General features: G+C 69.9%; 10 protein-coding genes. 2 read left to right on the forward strand and 8 right to left on the reverse strand.

Annotation, left to right across the window (positions count from 1 at the left end; genetic code table 11):
* Positions 1–16: 16 nt before the first annotated feature.
* From ACAH41_RS25095 to ACAH41_RS25105, 3 genes are all read right to left on the reverse strand, one after another.
* Positions 17–817, reverse strand: coding sequence for an isochorismatase family protein (locus ACAH41_RS25095; protein ID WP_325650941.1), 801 nt, complete (start codon positions 815–817; stop codon positions 17–19).
* Between the two features lie 103 nt (positions 818–920).
* Entirely contained in the window at positions 921–1703 is a 783-nt protein-coding gene (locus tag ACAH41_RS25100) for a GNAT family N-acetyltransferase (RefSeq protein ID WP_325650939.1), read from the reverse strand.
* Complete coding sequence (locus tag ACAH41_RS25105; RefSeq protein ID WP_325650937.1) at positions 1703–2356, reverse strand: glutathione S-transferase; 654 nt, start codon at positions 2354–2356, stop codon at positions 1703–1705. The genes ACAH41_RS25100 and ACAH41_RS25105 overlap by 1 nt, the downstream gene beginning before the upstream one ends.
* 110 nt (positions 2357–2466) lie before the next feature.
* Here ACAH41_RS25105 and ACAH41_RS25110 point away from each other — a divergent pair, with 110 nt between their 5' ends.
* Positions 2467–5661 (forward strand): transporter substrate-binding domain-containing protein, encoded by a 3195-nt coding sequence (locus ACAH41_RS25110; protein ID WP_325650935.1) that lies wholly within the window; start codon positions 2467–2469, stop codon positions 5659–5661.
* 15 nt (positions 5662–5676) lie between these two features.
* Here the strand turns inward: ACAH41_RS25110 and ACAH41_RS25115 are convergent, their stop codons facing one another.
* The 5 genes from ACAH41_RS25115 to otsB form a co-directional block, all read right to left on the reverse strand.
* Entirely contained in the window at positions 5677–6873 is a 1197-nt protein-coding gene (locus ACAH41_RS25115) for an acyltransferase (RefSeq protein ID WP_325650934.1), read from the reverse strand.
* The gene (locus ACAH41_RS25120) at positions 6860–7996 is read right to left on the reverse strand and encodes an MFS transporter (RefSeq protein WP_325650933.1); all 1137 of its coding nucleotides are present in this window, start codon (positions 7994–7996) and stop codon (positions 6860–6862) included. Before ACAH41_RS25120 ends, ACAH41_RS25115 begins: the two co-directional genes overlap by 14 nt.
* Before the next feature lie 201 nt (positions 7997–8197).
* Positions 8198–8794: a nucleotidyltransferase family protein gene (locus ACAH41_RS25125; protein WP_325650932.1), complete on the reverse strand. Its 597-nt coding sequence runs from the start codon at positions 8792–8794 to the stop codon at positions 8198–8200.
* Positions 8791–10173: a trehalose-6-phosphate synthase gene (locus ACAH41_RS25130; RefSeq protein ID WP_325650930.1), complete on the reverse strand. Its 1383-nt coding sequence runs from the start codon at positions 10171–10173 to the stop codon at positions 8791–8793. The genes ACAH41_RS25125 and ACAH41_RS25130 overlap by 4 nt, the downstream gene beginning before the upstream one ends.
* Positions 10170–10925 (reverse strand): trehalose-phosphatase, encoded by a 756-nt coding sequence (gene otsB, locus ACAH41_RS25135; protein ID WP_325650928.1) that lies wholly within the window; start codon positions 10923–10925, stop codon positions 10170–10172. Before otsB ends, ACAH41_RS25130 begins: the two co-directional genes overlap by 4 nt.
* Positions 10926–11155: 230 nt before the next feature.
* Between otsB and ACAH41_RS25140 the strand changes: the two genes are divergently transcribed.
* Entirely contained in the window at positions 11156–12358 is a 1203-nt protein-coding gene (locus tag ACAH41_RS25140) for a LanC-like protein (protein ID WP_325650926.1), read from the forward strand.
* Positions 12359–12365: the final 7 nt, after the last annotated feature.

The following is a 12365-nucleotide window of genomic DNA, read 5'->3' on the forward strand; positions in this document are numbered from 1 at the left end:
TTCGAGCGGAAATGTCTCAGCTTTTGGAAGCGTCGGCCCTGGCGTCGGCATCTGCCGTCAATGGGCCGGGCCAGACAACGGCCTGGGCGACGACCACGTGCTCGCCATTGAAGGTCGCCGAGGGCGCGCTGCGCAGCCGGTAGCCCAGGCTCAAGGCCGCGGAAACACGGTGACAGAAGGCCGCATCGTCCACGCCGGTCAGCAGGCGGTAGACGGGCATGCCTTCCGGCGGGCCGGCGGGGGTGACGGGCGTGGCGTCCGGCGCGGGCGAGAGGGTGCCGTCACCAAAGCGCAGGTCGGCAGCGTTGACCGCGCGGATCTCCGGGCCGAAGCTGGCGATGTCGGGCAGCGTGGCGTTGTGGTGGGCGCGGATGGCCGCGGCGCTGGCGTGGGCCTTGTCGTGCGTGGTGTGCGCGTCGGCCACCAGCAGCACGGGAAAGCTCAGCGCGGCGGCGCGGCGCGTCGTGGTGTCCACGCAGAACTCGGTCGCGTAGCCGCAGATGGCGAGCTGCTGCACGCCCCAGCCCTTGAGCAGCTCCAGCAGATCGGTGCGCAGGAACGAGTCTGGCGTGGTCTTGCGCACAAAGCTGTCGCCGGCATCGGTCTTCAGACGGCGCTCCAGCTGCCAGCCGTCGCTGCCATGGGCCAGCGGGCCGCTGGCGCGCTCGTGCTGGATGAAGACCACCGGCACGCCGGCCGTGCGGGCCTGTGCGGTCAGGGCGTTGATGCGGTCGATGACCGCGTCGGCCTCGAAGGGGCGCGGCGAGTCGTCGAACAGGCCGCATTGCACATCGATCACGAGCAGGGCAGTTTTCATGGCGCTGGGTCTGTCGTTCAGGAGGAAGCTTGATTCTCGGCGACCTTCTCCGCGGCCGGGACGCCAGCCCGGCCAGCGGGGCGGTCTTTGCGCCTGCGCTGGCTCAGGAATGCCAGATCGTGTTGACCGTCAGTGTGCGCAGCCCCGCCTGCTCGCAGCCGAGGTGGCTGGGGGAGCCGTGTGCCACATCGGTGAAAGCCCAAGCCAGCCCCAGTTCGCGGGCGCGCTGCAGGCGGGCCTGCAGCAGCGCGCGGTGGTGGCCTTGCCGGCGATGCGCTGACAGCGTGAAGCTGTTGCCCAGGAAGCCGGCGCCGCCGGCCACATGCAGCGTGGCCCAGGCGCAGGGTTGGCCGGCGTTGTCCCGGGACAGGAAGACCTGAAACTCGTCCGTGGCGTAGAAGTGGCGCTTGCGGGCGCGCTTCTCGGCGCTGAGCTGCAGGCCTTCATGTTGCTGCAGCAGGTCCAGGAAAAGATCGGCCTGGTCGGGGCGCAGCAACTCCACCTGCGCTGTGGCCGGCTGGGGCGCCAGCGCTGCGGGTTGCACGGCCAGGTAGCACAGCGCGTACGCGGGCCGGTAGCCCAGGCCTTGCAGAAACGCGCTGGTGCTGGCGCCCACGCTGTCCGGCCACAGTTCCCAGGCCGCGGCCTGTTCCGCCTCGGGGCTGAGTTCCAGGTCCTCCAGCGCGGCGATTTCGCGTGCCACCGCGCGGTGGTAGTAGCTGCTGTGCGGGCGCGCCGGGTCGCACACCCAGGGCACGGCGTCGGCCGGTGCGCACTGCACGGCGGCTTCGTCGCCGTCGGTGGTGCGGCGGGCATTGAAGGCGGCGTAGACCAACTCGGCGGGCACCAGCGCCCGGGCGGCGGCCTGCCAGTCCATCAGGCCCATCAGGCACCCTTCACCGGGTACACGCCCTCGCCGTGCGCTGCGGCGCGGAAGGCGGGCAACTGCTCGGCCTGGGCCGACCAGGCAGCCAGCCGCGGGTAGCGCTCGGCATGGACCTGCTCGGGCTGCATCTGCTGCGCGAAGTGCGCGGCGACAGCCAGCGTGATGCCGGCTTGCTGCAGCTCGCCGCTGGCCAGCGACAGCAGCTTGGCCTGAGGCGACTGCGGTGCCAGCGCGGCTTCGAGCAGGCCGAAGGCGCTGTGCATCTGACCGGTGACCCGCTCAAGCCATGGTGCGTGAACCTTTTCGGCCGGGCGAATGCCGTGTTCGTAGACGATCTGCACGCTCTTCTCGGTGGCGGCCAGCGCCAGGCCGATCAGGTGCAGCGCCTGCTGGCGCGCGGGCAGCGCGGCCGGCATCAGGCTGCGGGGCGCTGCCAGCGCTTCGGCGTAGTCGAGGATCAGCGTCGAATCCATCAGCACCGTGCCGTCGTCACAGACCAGCGTGGGTGCCTTGACGACCGGGTTGATCTGCCCGAAGGCGTCGAAGCCGCGGAAGACCGAGACCGAGCGGTGTTCAAACGGCAGCTGCAACAGCTGCAGGGAGACGGCGACGCGCCGCACGTAAGGCGAGTCCAGCATGCCGATGAGTTGCATGGGAAGGTTCCTGAAGGTCGGCTGCAGAGTCTACGGTGCAGCCGGCGCGAGGGCCAGTCTTGCGCCCGCCTGTTTTGGCAACGCAACCTGCGTGCCGGGTACGATGCCGCATGCGGGTCTGCTTTCGTGTGCTGTTGTGGGGCTGGCTCTGGCTGCTGCCGGCCGCGCTGGCATTTGCCCAGCTCCCCAGCCTGAGCGACCAGGAACGCAACTGGATTGCGCAGCAGGGCGCCGTGCCGGTGGTGGTGGTGGACGGCAACGCGCCGTACTACAGCCGGCGCGCAGACGGCATGCCGGTGGGGTTTGCCATCGACATGATGGACCGCATCAGCGAGCGCACCGGCTTGCGCTGGGCCTACCGCTGGGTGCCTTCGGCACAGGCGGCCGCGCCGCTGCTGGCCAGCGGCGAGGTGCAGATGACGCCGCTGGCCGCCCCCAGTCCCGGGCGGGCGCCTTTTGTCACCTTCCCCGGCCCCTTGCTGGACGCCGAGCTGGTGCTGGTGACCCGCAGCGACGTGACCGACGTGTCCGAAGCCCAGAACTTCGCCGGCCGACGCGTGGCCATCGTGCAGGCCCAGGTGCCGGGCGAAATGCTGGTGCGCGAGTTCCCGGGCACGCGGGTCCTGTCCTTCGAGACCACCCAGCAAGCCCTGCAGGCCGTGGCCACCGGGCAGGCCGACCTGTGCGTGGCCTGGCTGCACGAGGCGCTTTACCACATCGAGGCCAATCTGCTGGCCAACCTGCGCGTGCGCCGGGAGGACCGGGCCGGGCGCAGCTTCCTCGGGCCTGCGGTGTCGCGCCAGCAGCCCTTGCTGGACAGCATCATGCGCAAGGCACTGGAGAGCATCAGCCCGGCCGAGCGGGCCGCGGCGGCGCGCCGCTGGTTGCCGGTGGGGTCGTCGGCGCTGTGGGTGCCCGGCAAGGTCGAGCTCAGCGATGTCGAGCGCAACTGGGTGCAGCGCGCGGGCGATGTCCGCATTGGCTTCGACCGCGAGTTCGCGCCCTTCACCAGCAGCACCGGCCTGGGCCGCTTCGAAGGGCTGGGGGCGGACATGTTCCGGCTCGCGGCGCAGAAGGTCGGCCTGCGCGTGATCGAGCAAAGCGGCGCCAGCTTTGCCGACACCTATGAACGCGCCGCGCGGGGCGAGCTGGACGTGATCGTCGGCATGGCGCGCACCGAGTCGCGCCGGGCGCTGTTCGACTTTGTCGGGCCGTTCTCGTCTTCGCCCACCGTGCTGGTCATGCGCAGCAGCGACCCGCGCCAATGGCGCACGCCAGACGACATCGAAGGCGGCTCGCTGGGCTTGCTGAAGGAGCATTTCCTGCTGCCGCAGCTGCACTCGCGCCGCCCCGGGCTGGTGCTGGCCGAGTTCTCGTCGCAGGCCGACATGCTGGCCGCGCTGGACACCGGCGCGGTGGCCGCGGCCCTGGGCAACGCCACCGTCATCAACCGCCTGATCGATGCGCGCTACACCGGCCGCCTGCGCCTGACCGGGGTGCTGCCGGATGCCGACAGCGAGCTGTTCTTCGGTGTGCGCAAGTCCAGGCCCGAGCTCGCGCGCTTGCTGGAAAAGGGCTTCGAGGCCATCACGCCCGGCGAGGCGGCCGACATCCAGCGGCGCTGGCTGCTGGTCTCGGTGCAGCCCGGGCTGACCTGGGCGGACGTCACGGGCTGGGCGGTGCCGATTGCGCTGGCCGGCCTGCTGGTGATCGGCATGATGTGGCTGGCCAACCGCCGGCTGAAGCGGGCCCACCTGGCCGAGCGCGAAGCGCGTGCTGACGCGGAACGGGCGATCGAAGCGCACCGGCGGGCAGAAGCCCTGCTGAACGACGTCGCTGCCCATGTGCCGGGCATCGTCTTTCGCTACGTTGTCCGGCCGGATGGCAGCTTCGCCCACCGCTACACCTCGCCCGGCACGATGCGCTTCATGGGCGTCCAGCAGCTGGATCCGACGCGCTCCATCCTGCGCGAGGTGATTGACCGGGTGCGCGAGGACCACCGGGCCGGCGCCCTGGCTGCCGAGCGGGCGTCGATGCGCACCGGGCAGCCTTTCAAGCTGACGGTGGCCTACCTGGACCCGGAGCGCGGCAGCCGCTGGGTGCATGCGGAAGCGGTGCAGCGCACCGAGCCGGACGGCACGCGGGTCTGGACCGGGTACGTGGTCGACGTGAGCGCCGAGCGTGAACTGCAGGCCAGGCTGGCGCGCGAGGCCGAGTCGCGCAACCTGCTGATGGCCTCGGCCAGCCATGAGCTGCGCGCACCCACGCACCTGCTGTCGCTGGCCCTGCAGTCGGTCAGCGAGCGGGGGCTGGACGAGCAGCAGGCCGGCGCGCTGGAGATTGCCCGCCAGTCCGCGCAGACCTTGACCCAGCTGCTCAACGACGTGTTAGACGCCGCACGCTTTTCCACCGACGCCATCAAGCTGCGCCCGCGCAGCTTCGACCTGCAGGCCCTGCTCACCGAAGTGGCCGGGGCCTGGCGCGCGGCGGCCGGCAGCAAGGGCCTGCTGTTCGAGCTGCATGCCTCGCCGGACCTGCCGCGCCGCGTGGTGCTGGACCCGTTGCGGCTCAAGCAGCTGCTGACCAACCTGCTCAGCAACGCCTGCAAGTACACCGCCGCCGGCCGGGTCTGGCTGGAAGCCTCGCGCGCCGCAGATGGCAGCCTGCGCTTCGTGGTGGGCGACACGGGAGTGGGCATCGACGCGAAGCTGCGCGCGACCTTGTTCGAGCCCTATGCCACCGCCGAACGCGAGGCCGGGCCGGCGACGCCCGAGGGCAGCACCGGCCTGGGCCTGGCCATCTGCCGCCAGCTCTGCACGCTGATGGGCGGCCGCATCGAGCTGCACAGCGAAGCCGGCCGGGGCACCGAGGTCACGCTGCAGATTCCGTTGCAGGACGAGCTGGCACCCGCTTTGACCGGGCCGCGCAGCGGCGCGGTGCTGGTCTGCGACGACGACCCGGTCAGCCGGCTGATGATGACCGAGATGCTGTGCCGCCTGGGCTTCGAGGCCGAGGGCGCCGCCGACGCCCGCGACGCGCTGGCCCGCTGGCGGCGCGGCGGCGTGGGCGCCATCGTCACCGACCTGGACATGCCCGGCCTCGGTGGCCTGGAGCTGATCCGCGAAGTGCGGCAGGCCGAGCTCGGCCGCGAACACCCGACCGTGATGGTGGTCTGCTCGGGCAGCGAGGTGCCTGAGCTGCAGTCGACCGAGCGCAGCGCGCAACACGACGCCTACCTGCTCAAGCCGGTGCAGATGGACCTGCTGGCGCAGACGCTGCGCGACCTGGGCCTGATGGGCGCCTGATCGGCGCCGGTCTTTTCAGGGCACCACGGCGTCTGCCGCCCGCGGCGCGGCGCCGGCCGCCGGCTTGAACTGGTTGGGAAACCAGCGCTCGCGCAGCCGCAGCCCCGGGCGCTCCACCAGGTAATGCAACAAGGCTGCCACGGCCAGGCAGGCCAGCGTGACCAACGCCAGCCGCAAGCCAGGTGCCGCCGCCAGCCCCGCGCCACCGGCCGTGGCCACGATGTAGGCCACCGGCTTGTGCGAGAGGTACAGCGGATAGGACCAGGCCGCCAGCGTGGCCGCACCCGGCACGCGGGTGCGCTGCAGCCAGCTGCCCGGCCGCATGGCCGCGGCCACCAGCAGGCCGAAGCTCATCGCCACCAGCGAATAGCCGGCAATGCTCATGAAGCCGCCATAGCCGTAGCCGTCGATGTAGTAGTGCTGCAGCACGCCGTGGCCCATGGCGAGCAGCGCCAGCAACGCGGCAGGCAACAGCCAGCGGCCCGCCGCCCCCATCAGCCGGCGCCAGGTCCCGGGGTGCAGGTGCTTGAGCATTGCCAGCGCAACCCCGGGCAGGAATTCGTCGAAGCGGCACAGCGTGCCGTAGTACACCCAGGGGTAGTAGTGGTCCGCCAGCGGGCTGTCCTCCCGCCCGTACCAGCTCCACAGCAGCGCGCGCGTGCCCACGCCCAGCGCCAGCAGCAACGCCAGCGCGCCCCAGGCCTGCCGCCGGCCCCAGCCCCAGGTCTTCACCGCAAAAGCGCCCAGCAGCGCCGCCAGCGGCAGCGTCGCGTAGAACTGCTCCTCGATGCACAGCGACCAGGCATGCGAAAACGCGGTGCCCGGCTGCAGCCCCCAGTTCTGCGTGAACGTGAGGAAGCGCCACAGCGGCGGCGGCGCCTTGCCGCCCATCAACGCAGGCGCCAGAAAATACGCCGCCACCACCAGCCAGTACACCGGCCAAGTGCGGAAAATGCGCCGCGCATAAAACCCGCCCAGGTCCAGCGCCCGCCCCCGCACCAGCCCGCCCAGCAGGCCGTTGGCAATCAGGTAGCCACTGAGAACGAAGAACAGGTCCACCCCCACCCAGCCCACCTCGCTGAGCCAACCGAACGTCGCCTCCCGCGAGACAAAGACTTCGTAGTGGTACATGAAGACCAGCGCGATGGCGATGGCACGCAAGGTGTCCAGGCCGGCCTGGTGCTGGGGGATGCGTGGCTCAGGGGCGGTCATGGTGTGGCGGACAGGAGCTGGGAGGCGCTTGCGCTTGCAGGCGCCGCTCGTTGAGCAGGTAGATCGGGAAGATGGCCAGGGCCAGCAGACACAGCACGCTGGCGAGCAGCGTTGCGGAATGATCGAGCAGCGCGCCGCCCATGGCTGGGCCTGCAAAGAAGCCGAGGTAACGCAGGTCGACCAGGCCCATCAGCCGGCCACGGTTCTCGTTCGTCGCGAGCCGCGCCGCGGCGATGTCCGGCAGCGGAAACAGGATCACCTCGCCCAGCGTGAACAGCACTGCGCCCAGGTCCACGCACCACTGTGCGGGCGCAGCGCCAAACAGCAGCCAGAGTGCGGCCGTCAGGGCCGCCACGCCAATGGCCACTTGCAGGTGCATGGGGAGCTTGGCGATGGTGCGGTCGCTGAGGTACATCGCCGGAATGGCCAGCGCAGCATTGACGAACAGCGCTCGGCGGTAAAGCGGCCCACCCTCTGGTGCGAACGCCATGTCCAGCCGCAGCGACAACGTGGACTCGTATTGCGAGAAGACCAGGAAGAAGACAAAGCCCAGCGCGATGAGCCCGGCCATGGCCCAGCGGTCGACGGCCAGCGGCGCAGCGCCAGCGCGGGCGGGCGCTGGCCCGGCACGCAGGCGCGTGCTCGTCGCCAGAAACAGCGCAAAAACCGCAGCGGCCAGCGAGAAGCAGGACTGCGGCCCGTAGGGTGCCATGGCGGTGGCCAGCAAAGGCCCGAGCATCGCGCCGCCAACCAAACTCATGTAGCGCAGCTTGAACAGTCGGCCGCTGCCATCGTCGTACTGCACCAGCGCGGACTTCAGCGCCGGCTCCATCAGCAACCGGCACAGGCCGATCAGCAGGATCAGCCCGATGGCCGCTTCAGCGCTGCGCGCCGCAAACAGCGCGGCAAAAACCAGCACATAGAGCGCCGCGGCCAGGCGCAGCATGGGCAGCCAGCCCAGCCGGTCGGCCAGCATGCCGCCTGCCCAGGCGCCGCCGGAAGACACCAGCGCGATGCTGCCAACGACCAGTCCCGCAGCCGAGTTGCTGAGAGCGAACTGCTGCTTCAGGTACAGCGCCAGGTAAGGCAGCAACGCAAACAGTGCGGTTGCGGACAGGCCCATCAGCACAATGAGGACCAGCCTTGGTTGCCGGCGCTCTGGAGGAAGTGGCGGGTCCTCGCGTGTCGAGCTGGTATCCGGCATGGGTGGGCAAGAAGCTGGGCGGTCTGCGGCGGCCGCGCATTGTGACCCAGCTGGCCCCTGCGAGAGGCTTCGACCGGCTCAGCCCGAACGGGATGTTCAGGCGCCGAATCGGGGGTGGCTTCAGCCGGCCTCGACCGTCACGCCCGGCCAGCGCTTGGTGTATTGCTTGGTGGCCACGCGTTGGCGGTAGGTTTGTTCGCTGACGCGCACCGGGTTGCGGCGCACGCGCAGTGCGAACAGGTCGGCCAGGCCGTAGGGGGCGATGATGCGCAGGCTGTCGTCTGGCCGCAGCGCGATGGCGACCGAGGTGCAGTATTCCGGCCAGCTGGCGACCGCTTCTTCCAGGCTGTCCAGCGGGGCCACCGCGTGGCCGAAGATGGCTTCGAACCAGTGGTGCACGCCGGCCTGGTTGGTCACTTCCCAGGTCAGCTCGGGGCAGGCGCGGGTGAGTTGCTGTTGCAGGGCCTGGTCGCGGGCTTGGCGACAGTCGGCGGCGTCGAAGAAGACGACGTCCCAGTCGGCCACGGGCGAGGCCTCCGCGTGGCCGTGCAGGTGGTCCCAGACCAGGGTGCGGATGGCGCCTGCGCCAATGCAGGCGTCCGGCGGCGCGACTGCACGCACGGCGCGCAGCGCGGTCATGAAGGTGGGCGAGGACTGGACGATGTGCTGCAGGCGCAGCGTCAAGGTCGCATCGGATTCAGGCAACAGCGTCGTCATTGGGGAGACACATCCATCAGCGTTTCGAGGAAGCGGCGCTGCCAAGCGTGCACGTCGTGCTCGCGGATGTTCGCCAGCATGCGCTGGTGGCGCAGCTGGCGTTCCTGCAGCGGCATTTTGAGCGCGTGCAGGATGGCCTCGGCCGTGGCGTCGGTGTCGTAGGGGTTGACCAGCAGCGCGTCGGTCAGCTGCTCGGCTGCGCCGGCAAAGCGGGACAGCACCAGCACGCCAGGGTCGGCCGGATCTTGCGCGGCGACGAATTCCTTGGCGACCAGGTTCATGCCGTCGCGCAGCGGCGTGACCAGCGCGACCTTGGCGGCGCGGTAGAGGCCGGGCACGGCGTCGCGCTCCAATGGCTTGTGCAGGTAGCGGATCGGCGTCCAGTCCAGCTCGCCGAAGTCGCCGTTGATCGCGCCGCACAAGCTCTCCAGCTCGCGCCGGATGTCGCCATAGGCCTCGACCTCCTCGCGTGACGGTGCGGCGATCTGGACCAGCGTGGCCTGCTGGCGGACTTCGGGGTGGCGCTCCAGCAGCGTGCGGAAGGCGACCATGCGCTGCGGCAGGCCCTTGGAATAGTCCAGGCGGTCAATGCCGACCAGCAGCTGGCGCTGCGCGTACTGCTGGCGCAGCGTGGCCAGGGTTTCCTGGGCCGGCGGGGCTGCAGTCATCGCGATGAAGCTGTCCACGTCCAGCCCGATCGGGAAAGCACCGGCGCGCAGCATGCGGTTGAAGGCGCCGAAGGAATGTTCTGAGAGTTCTTCGGCATGCGCCTCGGCCACCAGGTAGCGCCGCAGGTGCACCATGTCGGCTTCGCTCTGCAGGCCCACCAGGTCGTAGGCGAACAGTGCACGCATCAGCCAGTCGTGCCCGGGCAGCGCGGCCAGGATCAGCTGCGGCGGCAGGGGAATGTGCAGGAAGAAGCCGATGCGCTGCTGGCAGCCCAGCGCGCGCAGCTCGGCGGCCAGCGGGATCAGGTGGTAATCGTGCACCCAGAGGACGTCGTCCGGCTTCAGCAGCGACGCCAGCGCCTGGGCGAACTGCCGGTTCACGCGGCGGTAGGCATCCAGGTGGCCGGCCTCGAAGTGGGCCAGGTCCAGCCGGTAGTGGAAGACCGGCCACAGCACGCCGTTGGCATAGCCGCGGTAGTAGCCGTCGTAGTCTTCGCGGCTGAGGTCCAGCGTGGCCAGCGTCACGTTGTTGTCCAGCGGCTTGATGTGCAGCCGCTGGTCGGACGGCGTGGCCGCGTCGACCACATCGCCCGCGCCGAACCACAGGCCACCGGACCTTGTGAGGGCGTCCCCCAGCGCGACCGCGAGGCCACCCGAAGAGGGCTTGCTCGGGTCTCCGACCCGGTTGGACACCGCGACAAGCCGGCTCATCGCGTGAACCTCTCGGGCTGTTGTGCGCCGAGCTGGGCCGCGGCGGCGGCCAGCCAATCGTGCAGTTCGGCCGGGTTGGCCAGGCGGTGCGAGGCCAGCGTTTCGCCTTCACCGATCTTGATCGCCACGCCGCCCATGCTCTGCACCAGTTCGAAGGCGCTCTCGTCGGTCACGTCGTCGCCAAAGAACCAGGGGCGGCGCAGGCGGAAAGGTTTGTAGTCCATCAAGGCATGCACCGCGGCGGCCTTGGTCGCACGGCTGGGTTTCATTTCGACAACGAACTTGCCGCGCAGCAGGGCCATGCCCTCCGCATGCAGCAAGGCTTCTTCCATCACCGCCAGGCACATGTCTTCCAGCGCGGGGACCTGCCGGTAGTGCAGCGCAATCGCACCGGGCTTGCGCTCCATCAGCAGCGCCGGGTGCTGTTCGCACAGCTGCGCGATGACGGTTGCGGCCTGGTCCAGCGAGGCCACCGGCATGCGCCGCATGGGGCCTTCGGCAACGCGCAATTCGGTGCCGTGCACGCCCGCCACGGTGAGCTTCAGCGAGTGCAGGTAATGGTCAATCTCGCTGACTGGCCGGCCGCTGACGATGGCCAGCGCGCCGTTGAGTGCGAGCTTCAACTGGAACAGCAATTCAGCCGTGCGCGGCAGCACGGCAATGGTGTCGGGCGTGGGCGCCAGATCGACCAGCGTGCCATCGAAATCAAAGAACAGCGCGCATTCGCTGCCAGGCAGATCGGGAGCCTTCATGCGTGCTCCGCGGGCATGCCGAAGCCGGCCCGTTGCCGTAAGTGCGCATTCCGTTTTCCGATCTTCATCCCTGGGGTGCGTTCATGAGCCATCTGCATGCCGGGGACTATAAAAGTTGCCCGCCGGCCTCCGTGTAGGCGCAGGCCTGATATCGCAGCGCGCTGCCCCTGGCGGGTCAGGCTTCGCACCCGCAAAATGCATGCATGCAAGTTGCAACGACTGTTTCAAACATGCTGTTTGACCCCGTGCGCCACGAGGGCTTGAACGGGCCGCCGTGGGACGAGGCTGCGGCAAGCGCCGCGGTGCAACGCATGGTGCAGGACGCGCTGCAGGACTTCTCGCCGCAGGGGCTTTGGCCGGCTCATGCGCTGGACGATCCGGCCACGCCTGACACGCGCTACTCGATGCTGTATTTCGGCGCTGGGGGCATCGTCTGGGCGCTGCATCGCCTGTCCAGGCAAGGCCACGTGGCGCCGGCCGAACTGACCCGTTTCGACGCCACCCTTCCGACGCTGGTCCAGCGCAACCGGGAGGTCGGCGAGACCCACCTCGCCGGCACGCAGTCGCTGTTCATGGGTGACGCGGGCCTGCTGCTGTTGCAATGGCAAGCCGCGCCTTCGCAAGCCATCGCCGACCGGCTGTTCGACGTGGTGCAGGACAACCTGCACCACCCGGCGCGCGAGATGCTGTGGGGCTCTCCCGGCACGCTGGTGGCGGCCATCCACATGGCGGAGGCGACCGGCGAGCCGCGCTGGGCCGAGCTGTTCACGCGCGGGGTGAACATCCTGTGGGACGAGATGGTGTTCGAGCCGGTGGCTGGCACCTGGCTCTGGCGCCAGGACCTGTATGGCCGCGACAGCTGCTACCTCGGTGCCGGCCACGGTTTTGCCGGCAACCTGTCCCCGGTGATGCGGGGTGCGGCGCTGCTGCCCGAAGCCGTGGTGAACGCCTTTGCCGAGCGGGCCTTGCAGACGCTGCAGGTGCTGGCACGGCGCGCCGACGGCTGCGCCAACTGGCCGCCGTCCCACCCGCCGGATGCCAACGGCAAGATGCTGGTGCAGGACTGCCACGGCGCGCCCGGCATCGTCTGCCGGCTGGCTGCCGCGCCGCGCACGCCAGGCTGGGACGCGCTGCTGCTGGAAGCCGGCGAGATGACCTGGCGCGCCGGCCCGCTGGCCAAAGGCTCGGGCCTGTGCCACGGCACTGCAGGCAACGGCTACGCGCTGCTGAAGCTCTGGCATCGCAGCGGGGACGCGCTGTGGCTGGCGCGCGCACAAGCCTTTGCGATGCACGCGGCGGCGCAGGTGGACGCGCAGCGCGAGGCCAGCGGCCACGCCCGCCATTCGCTGTGGACCGGCGACATCGGCGTGGCGCTGTTCATCGCCAGTTGCCTTCAGCAAGACAGCCGCTTGCCGATGCTGGACGTGTTCTGAGCCAGGG

Source organism: Ideonella sp., assembly GCF_041287625.1.
Classification (GTDB): domain Bacteria; phylum Pseudomonadota; class Gammaproteobacteria; order Burkholderiales; family Burkholderiaceae_C; genus Ideonella.